14 protein-coding genes are annotated in these 17595 nt (G+C 64.6%); 10 read left to right on the forward strand and 4 right to left on the reverse strand.

The genetic code is table 11. From position 1 onward, the window contains the following. Positions 1-18: 18 nt before the first annotated feature. From xylG to CEJ45_RS18985, 6 genes are all read left to right on the forward strand, one after another. A complete protein-coding gene (gene xylG / locus CEJ45_RS18960; RefSeq protein WP_088756586.1) occupies positions 19-1575 on the forward strand; it encodes a D-xylose ABC transporter ATP-binding protein in 1557 nt (518 codons plus the stop codon). Between the two features lie 82 nt (positions 1576-1657). Beyond that, a complete protein-coding gene (locus tag CEJ45_RS18965) occupies positions 1658-2791 on the forward strand; it encodes a sugar ABC transporter permease (protein WP_088756630.1) in 1134 nt (377 codons plus the stop codon). Between the two features lie 76 nt (positions 2792-2867). Next, entirely contained in the window at positions 2868-3659 is a 792-nt protein-coding gene (xylB, locus tag CEJ45_RS18970; RefSeq protein WP_088756587.1) for a D-xylose 1-dehydrogenase, read from the forward strand. 33 nt (positions 3660-3692) lie between these two features. Continuing rightward, positions 3693-5477 carry an IlvD/Edd family dehydratase gene (locus tag CEJ45_RS18975; RefSeq protein WP_088756588.1) on the forward strand — a complete coding sequence of 595 codons (1785 nt, stop codon included), beginning with the start codon at positions 3693-3695 and terminating at the stop codon, positions 5475-5477. A gap of 1 nt (position 5478) precedes the next feature. Continuing rightward, complete coding sequence (locus CEJ45_RS18980) at positions 5479-6405, forward strand: L-fucono-1,5-lactonase (RefSeq protein ID WP_088756589.1); 927 nt, start codon at positions 5479-5481, stop codon at positions 6403-6405. 118 nt (positions 6406-6523) lie between these two features. Then, on the forward strand, positions 6524-8029 hold the full coding sequence (locus tag CEJ45_RS18985; protein ID WP_088756590.1) for a sensor domain-containing diguanylate cyclase: 1506 nt from the start codon (positions 6524-6526) through the stop codon (positions 8027-8029). Here CEJ45_RS18985 and CEJ45_RS18990 read toward each other — a convergent pair. Beyond that, positions 8010-9176, reverse strand: a complete 1167-nt coding sequence (locus CEJ45_RS18990) for a serine hydrolase (protein WP_088756591.1) — start codon at positions 9174-9176, stop codon at positions 8010-8012. The two genes, CEJ45_RS18985 and CEJ45_RS18990, sit on opposite strands and share 20 nt — an antisense overlap. 252 nt (positions 9177-9428) lie before the next feature. On the opposite strand from CEJ45_RS18990, the gene CEJ45_RS18995 reads away from it, so the two are divergent. The 3 genes from CEJ45_RS18995 (at position 9429) to CEJ45_RS19005 (ending at position 13736) form a co-directional block, all read left to right on the forward strand. Continuing rightward, a complete protein-coding gene (locus CEJ45_RS18995) occupies positions 9429-10730 on the forward strand; it encodes a UDP-N-acetylglucosamine 1-carboxyvinyltransferase (RefSeq protein WP_088756592.1) in 1302 nt (433 codons plus the stop codon). 611 nt (positions 10731-11341) lie between these two features. Beyond that, entirely contained in the window at positions 11342-13267 is a 1926-nt protein-coding gene (locus CEJ45_RS19000) for a hypothetical protein (RefSeq protein WP_187697712.1), read from the forward strand. After that, complete coding sequence (locus CEJ45_RS19005) at positions 13158-13736, forward strand: hypothetical protein (RefSeq protein WP_141107026.1); 579 nt, start codon at positions 13158-13160, stop codon at positions 13734-13736. Before CEJ45_RS19000 ends, CEJ45_RS19005 begins: the two co-directional genes overlap by 110 nt. Before the next feature lie 244 nt (positions 13737-13980). On the opposite strand, the gene CEJ45_RS19010 is transcribed toward CEJ45_RS19005, so the two are convergent. Then, complete coding sequence (locus CEJ45_RS19010; RefSeq protein ID WP_088756594.1) at positions 13981-15069, reverse strand: hypothetical protein; 1089 nt, start codon at positions 15067-15069, stop codon at positions 13981-13983. A gap of 322 nt (positions 15070-15391) precedes the next feature. On the opposite strand from CEJ45_RS19010, the gene CEJ45_RS19015 reads away from it, so the two are divergent. After that, a complete protein-coding gene (locus CEJ45_RS19015) occupies positions 15392-16054 on the forward strand; it encodes an HAD family hydrolase (RefSeq protein WP_088756595.1) in 663 nt (220 codons plus the stop codon). A 10-nt stretch (positions 16055-16064) separates the two neighbouring features. Here CEJ45_RS19015 and CEJ45_RS19020 read toward each other — a convergent pair whose 3' ends face one another. Together CEJ45_RS19020 and CEJ45_RS19025 are read right to left on the reverse strand one after the other, a co-directional pair. Beyond that, on the reverse strand, positions 16065-16640 hold the full coding sequence (locus tag CEJ45_RS19020; protein WP_187697713.1) for a TMEM175 family protein: 576 nt from the start codon (positions 16638-16640) through the stop codon (positions 16065-16067). Further along, positions 16637-17335 carry a YoaK family protein gene (locus CEJ45_RS19025; protein ID WP_088756597.1) on the reverse strand — a complete coding sequence of 233 codons (699 nt, stop codon included), beginning with the start codon at positions 17333-17335 and terminating at the stop codon, positions 16637-16639. The genes CEJ45_RS19020 and CEJ45_RS19025 overlap by 4 nt, the downstream gene beginning before the upstream one ends. Positions 17336-17595: the final 260 nt, after the last annotated feature.

Consider the following 17595-nt stretch of genomic DNA (forward strand, 5'->3'; position numbering starts at 1 on the left):
TTCTTGGAAAGAACAGGCATGTCCGAGTATCTGTTAGAAATGAAAGGCATCGTCAAGAGCTTTGGCGGTGTGCGTGCCCTGGACGGCATCAACATCAAGATCCGCCCCGGCGAATGCGTGGGCCTGTGCGGTGAAAACGGCGCGGGCAAATCGACGCTGATGAAGATTCTCTCCGGCGTTTATCCCCATGGCACCTGGGAGGGCGAGATCCTGTGGGACGGCAAGCCGCTGCAGGCCCATTCGGTGCGTGACACCGAAGCCGCCGGCATCGTCATCATCCACCAGGAACTGATGCTGGTGCCCGAGCTGTCAGTGGCCGAGAACATCTTCATGGGCCACGAGATCACCCTGCCGGGTGGCCGCATGAACTACCCCGCCATGTATCGCCGCGCCGAAGAACTGATGCGCGAGCTGAACATGCCCGACATCAACGTGTCCCTGCCGGTCTCGCAATATGGCGGTGGCCACCAGCAGCTGGTGGAAATCGCCAAGGCGCTCAACAAGGATGCGCGCCTCTTGATCCTGGACGAACCCTCGTCGTCGCTGACCGCCTCCGAAATCGCGGTGCTGCTCAAGATCATCAAGGACTTGAAGGCGCGCGGCGTGGCCTGCGTCTACATCTCCCACAAGCTCGACGAAGTGGCCGAGATCTGCGACACAATCTCGGTGATCCGCGATGGCAAGCACATCGCCACCACGCCCATGCAGGACATGGATGTGGACAAGATCATCACCCAGATGGTCGGCCGCGAAATCACCGCCATGTACCCGGAGCGCAACCACGCCATCGGCGAAGTGGTGCTCGAAGCCCGCCACATCACCTGCTACGACATCGACAATCCGCGCCGCAAGCGCGTCGATGACGTCTCCTTCTCGGTGCGCCGGGGCGAGATCCTGGGCATTGCCGGACTGGTAGGTGCAGGACGCACCGAACTGGTCTCGGCCATCTTCGGCGCCTATCGCGGACGGTACGAAGGGCAGGTGCTGCTCGAAGGCAAACCGGCCGATACCGGCTCGCCCTTGAAGTCCATCCGCCAGGGCCTGTGCATGGTGCCGGAAGACCGCAAGCACCATGGCATCGTGCCGGACCTGGATGTGGGCCAGAACATCACGCTGACCGTGCTGAACCGCTTCTCGCGCGGTACGCGCATCGACAGCAGCGCCGAACTGAAAACCATCCAGGGCGAGATCAGCCGCCTGCGCGTGAAGACTGCCACCCCCTTCCTGCCCATCACGGGGCTCTCGGGCGGCAACCAGCAGAAGGCGGTGCTCTCCAAGATGCTGCTGGCGCAGCCCAAAGTATTAATTTTGGACGAACCCACGCGCGGCGTGGACGTGGGCGCCAAGGCCGAGATCTACCGGCTCATTTCGGAGCTGGCCAAGCTGGGCCTGGCCATCATCATGGTCTCCTCGGAGCTGGCCGAAGTGCTGGGCGTGTCGGATCGCGTGCTGGTCATCGGCGAAGGCAAACTGCGCGGCGACTTCGTCAACGACAACCTGAGCCAGGAAACCGTGCTGGCCGCAGCCATCAACCAGCCCGTCCCGCAAGCGTCCCCACGCGCGGTGGCGGTCTGACAAAACATCACAAGGTGAATTCGGTATGACTACAAGCAATCTGGGCAGCGCCACCGGCGGTGCGGTCGGTGGAGCGGGCGGCATGGCCAACCTGAAGCTGGTGTTTCGCCGCTACAAGATCATTGCGCTCTTGATCGCCATCGCCATCATCTGGGGCTTCTTCAGCTTCATGACCGATGGCGGTTTCCTCACGCCGCGCAACCTGTCGAACCTGCTGCGGCAGATGTCGGTGACCGGCATCCTGGCCTGCGGCATGGTGCTGGTCATCATCGCCGGTGAAATCGACCTGTCGGTGGGTTCGCTGCTGGGCCTCTTGGGCGGCATCGCTGCGCTCCTGGACGTGAGCCATCACCTGCCGCTGGCACTGAACCTGGTGCTGGCACTGGGCTTCGGCCTGGGGCTTGGCCTCTTGAACGGCTACCTGACGGCTTACCTGGGCATTCCCTCCTTCATCGTCGGCCTGGGCGGCATGCTGGCCTTCCGCGGCATCCTGCTGGGCATTACCGGCGGCCTCACCATTGCGCCGGTGTCGGACAACATGGTCTATCTCGGCCAGGGCTACCTGCCGCCGCAGATCGGCGTGGCGCTGGGCATCGCCTTGTTCGTGCTGGCCTTGGCGCTGACCTGGATGAGCCGCGTCAACCGCAGCCGCCACGGCCTGCCGCTGGCGGCCCTCTGGCGCGATGGCTTGAAGGTGCTGGTGATCGGCGCGGTGCTGCTGGCCTTCGTGCGCACGCTCAACAGCTATGACGGCATTCCCGTGCCGGTGCTGCTGTTGCTGGCGCTGCTGGGCCTGTTCAGCTATGTGAGCACGCAGACCGTGTTCGGCCGCCGCATCTATTCGGTGGGCAGCAACATGGAAGCTACCCGCCTGTCGGGCGTGAACGTGCAGGCCGTCAAGCTGTGGGTGTTCGGCATCATGGGCCTCATGTGCGCACTGGCCGGCCTGGTCAACACCGCCCGCCTGGCTGCAGGTTCGCCGTCGGCAGGCAACATGGGCGAACTGGATGCGATCGCGGCCTGCTTCATCGGCGGCACGTCCATGCGCGGCGGCTCCGGCACCATCTATGGCGCACTGATCGGTGCACTGGTGATGGCCAGCCTCGACAACGGCATGTCCATGCTGGACGTGGGCACCTACTGGCAGATGATCGTCAAGGGCAGCATCCTGGTGCTGGCGGTGTGGGTCGACGTGAGTACCCGTTCGGGCCGCTGAGCGCAACACTGAAATAATTATTTATATCGTTTCCGGGCCGCACCTGCGGCCCATCCTTTACTCTGGAGTACCAAGCATGACCGCAGCCACCACCCCCGCCTTCGAACACGCCCTCTATCGCAGCCTCGCCGGCAAGCGGGTCGTCATCACCGGCGGCGGCAGCGGCATCGGTGCGGCGCTGGTGGAAGCCTTCGCCGGACAAGGCGCGCAGGTGTGCTTCCTCGATATCGCCACCGAACCCTCGGAGGCACTGGTGGCCTCGCTCAAGGATGCCGCCGTGGCACCGCGCTTCTTCCCCTGCAACCTGATGAACCTGGACGCCCTGCGCGCCACCTTCACCGAGATCGACACCCTCATGGGCGGCGTCGACATCCTCATCAACAACGCCGCCAATGATGACCGCCACAAGAGCGAAGACGTCACCCCCGCCTACTGGGATGAACGCCTGGCAGTCAACCTGCGCCACCAGTTCTTCTGCGCCCAGGCCGTACTGCCGGGCATGCGTGAACGCAAGGGCGGCGTGATCCTCAATTTCGGTTCCATCTCCTGGCACCTGGGCCTGCCCGACCTGACGCTGTACATGACCGCCAAGGCCGGCATCGAAGGCATGACCCACGGCATGGCGCGCGACTTCGGCCGCGATGGCGTGCGCGTCAATGCGATCATCCCGGGTGCCATCCGCACCCCGCGCCAGACATTGCTCTGGCACACCCCCGAAGAAGAGGCGAAAATCCTGGCTGCGCAATGCCTGCCGGTCCGTGTCGATCCGCATGATGTCGCGGCCCTGGCGCTGTTCCTGTCCTCCGACAGCGGCGCCAAATGCACCGGCCGCGAATACTACGTCGATGCCGGCTGGCTGGGCGCGTAACTTATCCACACGCCTTTCGGCCCAGAGGAATCCATGAACAAGCCACACGCCACACCCCGACGCTTCCGCTCCCAAGATTGGTTCCACAATCCCGATCACATCGACATGACGGCGCTCTACCTGGAGCGCTTCATGAACTACGGCATCACCGCCGAAGAGCTGCGCTCGGGCCGTCCCATCATCGGCATCGCCCAGAGCGGCAGCGACATCAGCCCCTGCAACCGCATCCACCTGGAGCTGGCCAAGCGGGTGCGCGATGGCATCCGCGATGCGGGCGGCATTCCCATGGAATTCCCGCTGCATCCGATCTTCGAGAACTGCCGCCGTCCCACCGCCGCCATCGACCGCAACCTGGCCTACCTGGGCCTGGTGGAAATCCTGCATGGCTACCCCATCGATGCCGTGGTGCTCACCACCGGCTGCGACAAGACCACGCCCTCGCAGATCATGGCAGCGGCCACCGTCGATATCCCGGCCATCGTGCTCTCCGGCGGCCCCATGCTGGACGGCTGGATGGATGGCGAACTGGTGGGTTCGGGCTCGGCCATCTGGAAGGGCCGCAAGCTGCTCTCGGCAGGCAGCATCGACAACGAGAAATTCCTGGAAATCGCCGCCGCATCGGCACCCTCCTCCGGTCATTGCAACACCATGGGCACCGCCTCCACCATGAACGCCATGGCCGAGGCGCTGGGCATGTCGCTGACCGGCTGCTCGGCCATTCCCGCCCCCTATCGCGAACGCGGCCAGATGGCCTACGAGACCGGCCGCCGCATCGTCGGCATGGCCTATGAAGACCTGCGTCCGTCGGCCATCCTCACGCGCGAGGCCTTCCTCGATGCCATCGTGGTCAATGCTGCCATCGGCGGCTCCACCAATGCCCAGCCGCACATCATGGCCATGGCGCGCCATGCGGGCGTGGAACTGCATTCGGAAGACTGGATGAAGTACGGTTATGACGTGCCGCTGCTGCTGAACATGCAGCCCGCCGGCAAGTACCTGGGTGAACGCTTCCACCGTGCGGGTGGCGTGCCGGCCATCATGTGGGAACTGCAGCAGGCCGGCAAGCTGCGCGCCGGGCGCATCACCGCCACCGGCAAGACCATGGCCGAGAACCTGGAAGGCCGTGCATCGAATGACCGGGAAATGATTTACCCATTTTCCGCCCCGCTGCGCGAACGCGCCGGTTTCCTGGTGTTGAAGGGCAACCTGTTCGACTTCGCCATCATGAAGACCAGCGTCATTTCGGAAACCTTCCGCGAACGTTACCTGAGCACGCCCGGCCAGGAAAACATCTTCGAATGCCGCGCCGTGGTCTTCGATGGTTCGGACGACTACCACGCCCGCATCAACGACCCGGCACTGCAGATCGACGAAAACACCCTGCTGGCCATTCGCGGTGCCGGTCCGGTAGGCTGGCCCGGTTCGGCCGAAGTGGTCAACATGCAACCGCCCGATGCGCTCATCAAGCGCGGCGTCTCGACCCTGCCCACGCTGGGCGATGGTCGCCAGTCCGGCACGTCTGACAGCCCCTCCATCCTCAACGCCTCGCCCGAGAGCGCAGTCGGTGGCGGTCTCGCGTACCTGCGCGATGGCGACCGCGTGCGCATCGACCTCAACACCGGCCAATGCAACATGCTCATCAGCGAGGAAGAGCTGGCGCGCCGCAAGGGTGAAGGCATCCCGCCGGTACCGCCCAGCCAGACGCCGTGGCAGGAAATCTATCGCAGCACGGTCGGCCAGCTGGAGACCGGTGCCTGCATGGAGCTGGCCCTGAAGTACCAGGGCGTGGCACAAACCCTGCCGCGACACAATCACTGACATGCTGACCCTGCATCGTGAATTGCGCATGCCACCGGCCCCGGTGAGAAGGATCAAGGGGCCGATGCGCATCGACGCGCACCAGCACTTCTGGCGCTATCGTTCCGACGACTATCCCTGGATCGGTACCGGCATGGACCTGCTGGCGCAAGACCGCCTGCCCTACCAGTTCCAGCCCCTGCTGGACGCCCAGGGCCTGCATGCGTCGATCACGGTGCAAGCCCGTCCGGGCCACGAGGAAACGGCTTTCCTGCTGGAGATGGCGCGGCGCGATGCGCGCATCGCCGGCGTGATCGCCTGGGATGACATCGCCTCGCCGCACCTGGCCGAACGCATGGAGCAATGGGGCCGCCCCAAGATGCTGGGGCTGCGTCATCCCATGCAGGACGACGATGCCGCCGCGCAAGCGCTGGCCCAACCGCAATTCAACCAGGGCGTGCGCTGGCTGCAGGAGCGCGACTACGTGCTGGAGGTGCTCACCCATGAGCGCCACCTGCCGCAGTTGCGCCAGCTCTGCGCCTTGCACGACCAGCACTGGGTGGTCCTGAATCACCTCGGCAAACCGGCCCTGAAGGAATTCCGCAAGGGCCGCGCCGCCTATGAACGCTGGCGCCAGCAGCTGCACGAGCTGGCCGCCATGCCTCACGTGGCCTGCAAGATCTCGGGCCTGCTGACCGAGGCCGACTGGCTGCGCGGACTGTGCACGCGCGACTTCGATCACATCGTGCAGTGCCTGGATACGGCGCTGGAACTGTTCGGTCCGCAGCGTCTCATGTTCGGCTCCGACTGGCCGGTCTGCCTGCTGGCCGCCTCCTATGCAAGGGTGGTGGCGGTGGTGCGGGAATGGGCCGCGCGCCGCCTTTCTCCGGCTGACCAGGACGCCCTGTGGGGTGAATCCTCGGCCCGGATTTATGGCCTGATGCCATAAGGTTTTTCCCGGCTGCCTTTTCATTGCCAAGCGGTTTTCACGGTGCGATATTGCGCCAGGGAACGCTTTGTCATGACAAGGTACGGGGAGACAAAAAATCAAACGCCTCAAACGCAACATGACCCTGCTGGTCGGCTCACTGACGCTGATGGCAGGGGTCATCACCAGTGTGGTGCTCTACCAGAGCTACAAGCAGGTAGAACACATTTCGATCAATCACACCCTCAACGTGGCGCGTATCGCGCAGCGCTCGATCTCGCGCAACATGGAGCTGCTCTCGCTGGCGCTGGACAGCCTGGCGTGGCGCTATCGCCATACGCAACTGCATCGCATGCCGCCCCAGCAGCAGCTGGATTTCCTGCTCGGCGAAAAGATCGAGGCCGGCTACATCGTCGCCCAAGGCATCATCGATGCCGATGGCCAGCGCGTGGTCGGCTCGCCCGTGCTGGAGGAGATCATGCCGGGCAATTTTTCCGGACGCGATTTCTTCGACGTGCCGCGACAGGACACGCGCGACGCGCTCTACATCTCGCCCCCGCAGGCGGTGCGGCTGGAACGGCGGGCCCAGGTGATCGTGCTCTCCAAGCGCCTGGTGCATGTCGATGGCAGTTTCGGCGGGGTGGTCTTCATGGTGCTCTACCTGGATTATTTCCGGCAGCTGTTCGAGGCCATGTCGCTGGAAAAGAATGCGGTCATGTCGCTCTACTCGGTGGACGGGGTAGCCTACATGCGCCTGCCTTATGACGAGGCTTTCATCGGCTCCCGGGTGGAAAACGCCCCCCAACTCCAACACCTGCTGGCGGCCAGCGCACCGGCCGAAGGCAGCTATTTCACGCGTTCCCGGCAGGATGGCGTGCAGCGTCTCTACACCTACGTGCGCGTACCGCAGACGCGCTGGGTGGTCTTCATCGGCCACACCAAGGAGGCGCTGTTCCGTGAATGGATGCGCATGTTCTATGCGGTGGTGTTCCTGATGGCGCTCTTCAGCACGGCGGCCGCCTACCTCATCAGCCGCCTGCGCGAAGAATTCTTCCGCCGCAGCAAACTGGACCAGCAGCTGGAAGAGCAGGCCCGCACCGACAAGCTGACCAGCCTGCTCAATCGCCGCGCACTGGACGACGCCTTGCAGGAGGCCTGGCATAAATGCCAGCGCAACGAATCGGCGCGCTTTGCAGTGCTGTTTGCGGATGTGGACTTCTTCAAGCTCTACAACGATACCTACGGTCACAAGGCGGGCGACTATGCGCTGGTGGCGGTGTCCCGCTGCATCAAGGCTGCGGTCTCGCGGCACTGCGACCGGGCCGGACGTTATGGCGGGGAAGAGTTCGTGGTGCTGCTCGATGAAGCCGATGCCGAGGGCGCCGTGCATGTGGCCAAACTGATCATCGCAGCGCTGCAGGCACAGAAGATCCCGCATGAACGCAGCCCCTTCGGCCGGCTCACCATCAGCATCGGCGTGGCATGCCTGGAACGTGGCATCCACCGCAGCATCGAGGAAGTGGTCAAGGCCGCCGACCAGGCGCTCTACCAGGCCAAGCGCGAAGGCCGCAACCGGGTGCGGCTGTCGCAAGCGCCGGCCGAGATGGCGCCGGCCGCGTGGCAGTTCAGTTCAGCGAGCAGTTGAGCCACTTGGCGATGCGCACGCCATCCAGGCGCGAGCCATCGGCCGTGCCGCTGCCCAGCATGGTGACGATCACCGGGCGGCGGTCATGCACCAGCAGGCGCAGCACCATGTTGTGGCCGGACTCGTTGATGAAGCCGGTCTTCTGCACCGTGGCATTGACCTGGCCGTAGCGGATGAGGCGATTGGAATTGATGTATTGCAACTGTCCGCGACCGATGTTGATGATCTTCTGCTTGTCCAGCGAATCATTGCGGATGAGCTGGTAGCGGTTGGCAGCCTTGACCAGTTCGGCCAGCTCGCGCGGGGTCGAGACATTCTCGGGCGAGAGTCCGGTGCCGTTCTCGAAATGGGTATGGGGCATGCCCAGCGCCTGGGCGCGTGCATTCATGGCGGCGATGAAGGCCGGACGGCCACCCGGATAGTCGCGGCTCATGGCGGCGGCAGCGCGGTTCTCGGAAGACATCAGGGCGATGTGCAGCATGTCGGCACGCGACAGGCTGGCCCCTACGCTCAAGCGCGAGTGGGTGAATTTGAGGTTGTCCAGGTCGTCCTCGGTCACTTCCAGTCGATTGGCCATGGGCAGCGACTTCTGGTCCAACCAGACGATGGCCGTCATCAGCTTGGTCACCGAGGCGATGGGCGCGACCGTATCGGCATTGCGCTCGAAGAGCGGCGTATTGGTTTCTTCATCGAGCACGTACACCCCGCGCGAGAAGATGTGGCGGCGCGAGGCCTCGGTGAAGCCGCAGCGCGGCAGCAGCTCGGGCTTGGTGTTGGTGGTGATGGCCGGGGCCGGGCTGGCCACGGCGGCGGTGGCAGCCGCAGCGCCTGTGGCCGCTACGGCAGCGGCCGCTGCGCGGCCACGCCGACGCCCGCGTGCAGGGGCGCGCGGCTTGGCCGGCGCGGCGGCCTTCTTGCGTACGCTGCGGTTGCGGCCCTTGGCGCCGCTGCTGGCGGCCCGGTGCTTGCCGGCCGTGGAGCCGGCGGCGTGGGCCTCGCTCACCTTGCCCGAGAGCGCCGTGAGCGCCAGCAGCAAGACGCTGCACATCAGGAGGCGGACCACCATGCCGGCGCGGCGCAGGCCAGGCAGGATCAGCAGGGAAAAGCGTAAATCATTACCGGAACGGAGCTGCTGCGTGCGAAACATCGTCGAAAACCTTGTCAGTGCGATCATCCAAGAGCGGCCATGATACGGAAACTTGGCTTTCAATGCAGCAAGCTTCACCTGTGCATGGCCACAAGAGAAGAAGATGACAAGACGACAAGTCCCGAAGAGGCCGCTGCAACGGGGCACAATTTGCTTCCCTGGCTGCAACCGGGCGGCGCATAATCTGTCCATTCCCGGCCGGGGCAGACTGTTTCCGGCGCACTCCGTCTGACTGAATCAACGATTTTCTTCATGTCCAATCTCATCGTACACGGTGGCCGCCCGCTGCGCGGCGACATCATCCCCTCCGCCAACAAGAATGCCGTCCTCCCCATCCTCTGTGCCACCCTGCTGACCGACCAGCCGTTGCGCTTGATCGGCATCCCCGAAATCACCGACGTCAAGAAGATCCTGGAGATCTTCCGCGTACTGGGCAGCGAGGTGAAGGTGGACTATGCCAGCGGCGTGCTGGAACTGCACCACCGCGACACCCATTTCGATCCCAAAGTGCACCACCTGCCGGAGGAGATGCGCTCCTCCATCATGCTGGTGCCGCCGCTGCTGGCCCGCTTCGGCGTGGCACGGCTGGAGAACGACGTCAAGGGCTGCACGCTGGGCGTGCGCGAGATCGATCCCCACGTCGAAGTCTTCCAGCGCTTCGGTGCCCGGGTCGAGAGCAGCCCCGATTCGCTCATCATCCGCACCGCAGGCCGCATGCAGGCCAATGATCACTGGCTGGACTATGCCTCGGTCACGACCACCGAAAACTTCGTGCTGTGCGCCGCTGCCGCCGAGGGCGAGTCGGTGCTCACCAATGCCGCCTCCGAACCGCACGTGCAGGAATTCTGCCGCTTCATGGTGATGATGGGCGTACAGATCGACGGCCTGGGTACCTCGCGCGTGACCGTGCGCGGCGGCCAGCAGCTGGGCGGCGGTGAATTCCGCTTCGACGAGGATTTCCACGAGATCGCCACCTTCCTCGCCATGGGCGCCATCACCGGCGGCCAGGTCCGCGTGCGCAACAGCGCGCCGCAGCAGTTCCCGCTGATCGACCGCACCTTCGCCAAGTTCGGCGTGGAAGTGGTGCATGAAAACGGCTGGTCGCACACGCGCCAGAACGGGCCGCTGAAGGTGGTCAAACCCTTCACCAGCAACATCCTCACCAAGGTCGAAGCCGCGCCCTGGCCCTATCTGCCGGTGGACCTGCTGCCCATCTTCATCGCCTTGGGCGTCAAGGCCGAGGGCAACACCATGTTCTGGAACAAGATCTACGACGGTGCCATGGGCTGGAGCAGCGAATTGTCCAAGTTCGGTGCCCACGTGTTCCTGGGCGATCCGCATCGCCTGATCACCTTCGGCGGCCTGCCGCTGTCGCCGGCCTCGGTGGAAAGCCCCTACATCATCCGCGTGGCCATTGCGCTGTTCATGGTCGCCGCCAGCATCGAAGGACGTTCGGAGATCCGCAATGCCCTGCCGATCCGCCGCGCCCATCCCAAGTTCGTGGAAAACCTGCGCTCGCTAGGGGCCGTGGTGGACTGGGTCGAGGAAGATTGATCCTGCCATGCAAGGGAAGGAGCCCGTCGGGCTCTTTCCGCTTTCTCACGATGCCGTTTCCATCCCGCGATTTCCAGTTCGCAGCGCCTGATTCCTCCCTCCCGCCCTCCGGTTTTCGCACCGCCCCCCGATGCGCCCCGCCCTGCCCCCAAGGCCAGTATTTCTGATCGCTCGTCATCTTGTTTTGACGGGTTGCAGGCATGGTTCGGCGCACTTTTGGAAGCGCCCAAAACATATGCTTCTAGGCCAAATAAATCGAATTTCTTCGAGAGTCCGGCGACGACTCGCCACGGATAATTTCCGCCGTTAATCTACGCCGTGGCGGAAGTACAGGTCATGCGCAGCGTTCGCGGTCAGCTCACAAGAACATGAGACAAGGCTGGCCGGCCGCTGCAAAAAACTACTTCAGCTCCCTCCACCGGGACAGGCTTCGCCCCACTGATCCGAGAGCAGACCCTTGGTCCGGACAGTCCTGTCCCGGCCGCAATGATCGTCATGCCTGCCCACCGGGCGGTAGCGTGGCCTCTGCCGTCCTGCGGCCGGCGTAGTCGTGATCAACATGCATGCCCGATGACGCGATCAGGCATGTCTTCAACGACAGAACAGCCAACATGAGCATTACCGTATTGAACCTGACCGAAGCCAGCACCCTGCTGCGCACCATCAACCGGCGCGACATCAAGGACGTGCGCGCCATCGACCTGGACCTGGCACTGGTCCTGGAGAACGGCCACAAGATCATCATCAGCCGGGGCGCCGTGGCGGCGGTTAACTCGCCGCAGCTGGTCCTGGAATTCGCCGATGGCGACGTGATCCTGGGCGAGGTCTTCGAGAAACTGAACCACATCGAAGTCCCGCCCGATGCCGCCGTTACCGTCACCTCCAAGGAGATCAAGCGCTATGGCATCAAGCGCGTGGTCAAGGCCAAGGACGCCAGCAAAGACAACAGCGAGGAGCAAGCCGACGCCAGGCCGGAGATCGAGGACGGCAAGCCGGCAGCCGCGCTGGCCGATGAGGGCGCCCTCAAGCAGCCGGCCGACATCGGCGGGATGATCCAGAAATCCGACCTCACATCGTCCTCGCTGAACGATTCGGGTAACGACAAGGCAGGCCAGGCCGGCAGCGGCGGGGTCTCCTGGCCGCTGGTGGCCGGCGGCCTGGGCCTGCTGGCCGCAGCTGCCGGTGGTGGAGGCGGTGGCGGTGGCGGCGGTGGCAGTGGCAGTGGCAGTGGCAGCACCGCCAACGCTGCCACACCCACCAAGCCGCCCGCCACGCTCTCCGGTGCGACGGCCCTGGGCCCGCTCAACAATGCCACCATCACCGCCTACGACAGCCAGGGCAACGTGATCGGCAAGCCGGTGCAGATCGTCAATGGCCGCTATTCGCTGGTGCTGGATCAGTCCGACTACAAGGGCCTGATCCTGCTGGCCGTGCGCGACAACACGCCCGGCGTGGCCGACAACTTCGCCGACGAAGCCACGCTGCGCGTGGCTGACCTCGGCAAAACCGTGCTGCGCTCGGTGGTGCTGGCCGATGGCAGCAACCAGACCATCAACGTCACGGCGCTGACCGAACTGGCGGTGCTCAAGGCCGGCCTGGCATCGGGCCAGACCAACCTGGCCGCCAGCCAGATCGGCGCGCCCATCGTGGCCGCCGCCAACGCGGCAGTGAGCGCCCTGTTCAAGGTCAATGTCACCTCCGGCGCGCTGATCACCACCAGCATCACCGATGCGCAGGGCGCGGCCGTGGTCAACCCGGACTTCGCCAGCAACGCCAGCGTGACCGCCCGCAACTACGGCGCCGCCTTGAAGGCCATCGCCAATCTCCAGCAAACCGACCAGACCCGCTATGCCGATCAGGGCGCGGCCATCCAGAAGCTGGCCGACAGCCTGCAGTTCACCGACGCCCTGGCGACCCGGCTGCGCTGGAGCGATCCGGTCACCCAGGCCGATCTCTTCAACGAACGGCTCAACGCACTCGCCAACGACGTCACCCGGAGCGCCGAGCAGCGCCAGCAGGCGCGCACCCTGCTGGATTCCTTGCAGAAGCTGCCCGACGGCAGCAACGTGACCGACTATCTGCTGCAGAACCACGTGGGCATCCTCGAACCGACCATCCTGATCCGCAACACCACGCCGGGCGCTGCGCCGTGGCAGGCCCCTGCGGCCGGTGGCACGCAGGTCCTGGACCAGGACGACCTCATCAACGGCAACCTGGCAGTAAAAGCGCCGCCCCAACCCGGTCACGCTCACCGAGCTGTCGGTACGCGGCAGCAAGCAGGCCCCGGCCGCAAGCCAGGCGCTCAATGGGTCGGACAACGGCTATGCGGTCGTCAACGATCTCGATACCACGCAAGCCTCCGGGCATGCAGCGAGCGGTCCGGTGATCTCCGGCAAGGTGGGTGGCGGAAGCGCCAGCGACCGCTACGTGGTGACCATCGAAATGGGCGGCAAGGTGCTGGCCTTCGGCGAGGCCGCTGCAGGCGACTTCTCCATCACCCTGCCGGCCGGGGCGCTGGCACCGGGCCTGTACCGTGACCTCACCGTCATGGCCTCACGCTCGGGCGGTGCAGCGCTCGGCCAGAGCGCCGTCGTGCAGGGACTCAAGCTGGGCTGGTACTGGGCCGCGCAATCGAGCGGGGATATCCTGGGGGGCAACGGCAACGATGAGATCGCACTCGGTTCGACCCGCTCCAGCACGGCTACCTTCGTGCAGACGGGCGCCGGTCAGGACAAGATCATCGTCGGTTCCTACGGCCGCACCGAGAACCTGGCGGCGACCGTGAGCGACTTCACGGTGGGGGTGGACAAGGTGGAGGTCTTCAACCAGACCCTCACCCAGGCCAACCTGTCCAGTTTCGTCAGGGCCTCGGCCGGTGCCAATCCGAACGACACGCGCCTGGTGATCGATCTGGATGGCGCCGGACCGGGTACGCTGACCTATACCCTGATGTTGCAGAACGTGGTGTACAACAACCTCAATACGGCCAGCATCTTCGGCCTGTAAGCGGACCCGTGGCGGGTGTCGCCATTTGACAGATGCTTCACCCGTCCTGAGCCTTCTCCTTCCAACCCATGACAAAGGGCGGCCCTCCGGCCGCCCTTTGTCATTTCCTTCACCGAAGCCCTCAGAACAGCAGGATCAGCAGCAGGATGATGGGGATGGGAATCCCCAAGAGCCAGAGCAGAATGGCGCCCATGTCAGTCTCCTATGAAAGTTGGGATGCGGATGTGTGGCCGGTTGCGCCGCTTCAGCGCAGTTCCGGTTCGGCGACACGGTGAGCGTGGAGCTCGTGATGCAGGACCGGTTCGCCGTAGAGTTCGTTGCGGTCACGCAGGCGGCCGCCGTAGGTAGCCAGCAGGCTGGCCACGAAGGCACCGCACAACAGCGCCAGGAACATCCACAGCGAGGCATAGGCTGCAGCCTTGCGGGCAGCATCAGCGGCTTCCTTGGCCTTGGTGGCGGCCTGCTCCAGATTGCGCTGGTAGGCGGCGAAGGTGTCGGCCACACGCTTCTCGGCATCGGCTTGCGACAGGCCCGTGTGGCGTGCTACCAGCTGGCCCAGGTAGCGCTTGTCGTTGTCGGCCAGCTGCTGGTTGGCCAGCGAATAACCGAAGACGCGGACCACTTCCATGCGCTGGGCCGAGGTCAGCTCACGGCCATCGGCGGGAGTCGGTGCTGCAAGCGGCGCCACGGGAGCGGCTGCATCGCTGCCAGCGGCCGGGGTCACCGGGGCGGCGGGTGCGGCGCTGCTGTTGCCGGTGGTGTTGGTGCCAGTGCGGAACATGGAATCGATGAAATAACCCGAAGCACGGTCAGCCAGGTTGCCGGCCTGTTGCGCACCCTCAGGGCCCATGGCCGCAGCCGTCGCTGCAGCGCCGGTACCCAGTACGCCACCGGCGGCACCCAGAGTCTTGGCCCCGCCCGAGATCACGCTGCCCACGGCCGAGCCCAGCAGGGCGGCGGTGGCCAGCGAGGCCACGGCCCAGGCCAGCAGACCATGTGCGGTATCGCGGAAATAGACTTCACGGGTATGCAGGCCAGCCCATTTCACGCGCAGGCGGCCGGCCAGGAAACCACCGATGGCCGAGGCTGCGATCTGGGTGAAGAGCAGCCAGCCGGCCGTGGAATAACCGATGGCCTTGGCCGAAATGCCTTCGCCGGACCACGGCGAGATCGACGAGAAGCCCAGGCCAAAGCCCAGCATCACCAGGATGAAGGACAAGGCCGCCGCCGCGAAGGCGCCGGCCAGGATGGCGCCCCACGAGACGCCGGAGCCGTTGTTGTTGACGGCCTCGATGCTGGCCGGTGGAAGGGGGTGGATGGTTGAGGTGGTCATGAGTCTCCTCGCGATTCTTGATGGATTGATCTCTGCGACGTGCGCAGGGCTGGGGGCATTGCCACGCACAGACTGTAGGCGCGCACCAGCGGCCGCGCCATCGGCGGAGTTCGGCAGGTGGCGTAGGAGAGCAGGAGCAGTGCGAGTCGGCGTGCAGGAAAGCAGTCAGAACCGCGGGCAGAAATCCGTGCAGAAACGCGTAACGAACAAGTTGCAGAAAGGCGGACCGGAAACTGCACAGCAGCGGCCCCCCGGGTCTTATAGAATGAGCGCCTCACTCAACCGCGCCAGTCGGCGCTATTCCACCCTGCTACGGAATCCCATGGTCAACACCCCGATCACCCATTTCCTGTTCGACCTCGACGGCACGCTCATGGACAGCGATGCCCTGCATCACGCGGCCTTCAACACCATCCTGTCGCGCTGGAACCGTTCGGTCGATGTGGAGTACTACAAGACCCACATCATGGGTGCCTCCAACGCCATGATCTTCAACCACCTGTTCCCCGGCATGCCGCCCTCGGAGTACCAGCCGCTGGCCGAAGAAAAGGAACAGCTGTTCCGCTCGCAACTGGACCAGCAGGTCGCGCCCACGCCCGGCATCGAACGCCTGCTTGACCATATCGCCCGCATCGGCGGCCGTTCGGCAGTCGTCACCAATGCCCCGCGCGCCAATGCCGAGCTGATGTTGAAGGCCACCGGCCTGGCCGGCCGCTTCGATACGCTGGTCATCGGCGATGAACTGGAACGCGCCAAACCCGATCCCCTGCCCTACCTGACCGCGCTGCAACTGCTGGGCGGTACACCTGGCCAGGCGGTGGCCTTCGAGGATTCGAGTTCAGGGGTGAAAGCCGCCAGCAGTGCGCAGGTCTGGACCTTCGGCATGCTGGGTGGACTGGATGAGGCGCGCTTGCGCGCCGCCGGTGCCCACGCGGTGATCCGCGACTTCAACGGCCAGGCGCTGTGGGACAAGATAGGCGGATAAGTCCGCGCCCTCAGCGCGGGCGGGCCGCCTCGAAGTGATGGTCCGGCAGGAACCACAGCAGGGCCAGCAACACGTAGATGGCGGTGGCCCCCAGCGGGGTGGCCAGTGACAGCGGAATGGCCACCGCATAGAGCAGGATGGAGAGCGCATTCTTGCGGCCATGACCCAGCAAAGCGGCCAGCGAAGGATGCGCCGCCTCGCTGTGGCGCAGCGCGCGTTTCAACAGCAGGAAAGCTATCGAACACATCAGCAGCACCACGCCGTAGCAGGCCACGGGTGCGCTCTGGCGATGATGGTTGGCCACCCACGAAGTCACGAAGGGCAGCAGCGACAGCCAGAACAGCAGGTGCAGGTTGGCCCACAGCACGCGCCGGTCGACCTGCGTGGCCAGCTGCAGCAGGTGATGGTGGTTGACCCAGTAGATGCCGATGTAGACGAAGCTCAATACATAGCTCAGCAGCGGCGGCATGAGCGGGGCCAGGTCGGCCAGGCTGGAGCCCTGCGGTGTCTGCAAGCCCAGCACCATGATGGTGATGGCAATGGCGATGACGCCATCGCTGAAGGCTTCCAGGCGCGACTTGTTCACGGGGCTGCCTTGGCCGGCAGGGGCTGGCGCCATTCCCACACCACCATCGCCACCAGGATCAGCACCGGCACGATCAGCCCGGCGAAGCCGACCAGGTGATAGGCGAACGCGGCGGCGATGGCACCGATGCCGAAGGAGAGTACCGGCCACACGAACTTGATGCAGCGCTCGGTGGTACCGGCATCGGCCGCGCCGCGCAGCATGTCCACCACGTCGATCACCACTTGCGTGACGTTGCCCGTCATCAGCGAGGTCGGTGCCAGGTGCGCCAGCAGCAGGCGGCTGATGGCGCTGTGTACGCCCATGGAGGCGGTACCCAGCAGGCCGGAAGCCATCACCCAGCCCGCCGTGGGCGACTGCACCGGGGTGGCGGCGATGCCGCAGAGCATGAATCCGATCAGCAAAACCAACTGCAGCAGCAGCGACCAGCCCAGTGCCCGGCCATTGCGGCGCTGGATGGAAGCGATGAAGACGCGCGCCACCGCCACACCGAGGATGAAGGCCGGGAAGGCCAGGAATTTCAGGAGGATGGACATCTGCCCGCTATCGGCCAGGGCCGCGCCGATGAGGATGAAGTTGCCCGTCACGTGTGCCGTGAACAGGCCAAACAGGGCGATGAAGCCCAGCGTATCGACATAGGCGGCGAGAAAAGCCAGTCCCGAGGACTGGAGGCGGTTGCGTTGTGCGGCATTCATGAGGTGTATCGCTTCAGAGGGGCGGGCCTGTGACCTTAGCACCGCAGCGGCCGTGCGCCCATTATCCCTGTGGATAAGACAGCGCTTGCGAAACGCGCCAAATCATTGCCGGATCAGCAACGAGAAGCCCTTGATGTATGCAACAAAGGCATTTTTTACAAAAAACAGCACATTTGTACAATCCAAAGCCGGGCTGAATGCAGATCATGGCAGCACTGCAAGGCCAAGGGTGCCCGCGCTTTCCGGAGCGTGCGGAGTTC

The organism is Herbaspirillum aquaticum (assembly GCF_002213425.1).
Lineage (GTDB): Bacteria > Pseudomonadota > Gammaproteobacteria > Burkholderiales > Burkholderiaceae_D > Herbaspirillum > Herbaspirillum aquaticum.

Excerpts from the sequence above, each read along its gene's own strand:
- xylG (WP_088756586.1), top strand. The coding sequence starts at position 19 with ATGTCCGAGTATCTGTTAGAAATGAAAGGCATCGTCAAGAGCTTTGGC.
- CEJ45_RS18965 (WP_088756630.1), top strand. The coding sequence starts at position 1,658 with ATGGCCAACCTGAAGCTGGTGTTTCGCCGCTACAAGATCATTGCGCTC.
- xylB (WP_088756587.1), top strand. The coding sequence starts at position 2,868 with ATGACCGCAGCCACCACCCCCGCCTTCGAACACGCCCTCTATCGCAGC.
- CEJ45_RS18975 (WP_088756588.1), top strand. The coding sequence starts at position 3,693 with ATGAACAAGCCACACGCCACACCCCGACGCTTCCGCTCCCAAGATTGG.
- CEJ45_RS18980 (WP_088756589.1), top strand. The coding sequence starts at position 5,479 with ATGCTGACCCTGCATCGTGAATTGCGCATGCCACCGGCCCCGGTGAGA.
- CEJ45_RS18985 (WP_088756590.1), top strand. The coding sequence starts at position 6,524 with ATGACCCTGCTGGTCGGCTCACTGACGCTGATGGCAGGGGTCATCACC.
- CEJ45_RS18990 (WP_088756591.1), bottom strand. The coding sequence starts at position 9,176 with ATGTTTCGCACGCAGCAGCTCCGTTCCGGTAATGATTTACGCTTTTCC.
- CEJ45_RS18995 (WP_088756592.1), top strand. The coding sequence starts at position 9,429 with ATGTCCAATCTCATCGTACACGGTGGCCGCCCGCTGCGCGGCGACATC.
- CEJ45_RS19000 (WP_187697712.1), top strand. The coding sequence starts at position 11,342 with ATGAGCATTACCGTATTGAACCTGACCGAAGCCAGCACCCTGCTGCGC.
- CEJ45_RS19010 (WP_088756594.1), bottom strand. The coding sequence starts at position 15,069 with ATGACCACCTCAACCATCCACCCCCTTCCACCGGCCAGCATCGAGGCC.
- CEJ45_RS19015 (WP_088756595.1), top strand. The coding sequence starts at position 15,392 with ATGGTCAACACCCCGATCACCCATTTCCTGTTCGACCTCGACGGCACG.
- CEJ45_RS19025 (WP_088756597.1), bottom strand. The coding sequence starts at position 17,335 with ATGAATGCCGCACAACGCAACCGCCTCCAGTCCTCGGGACTGGCTTTT.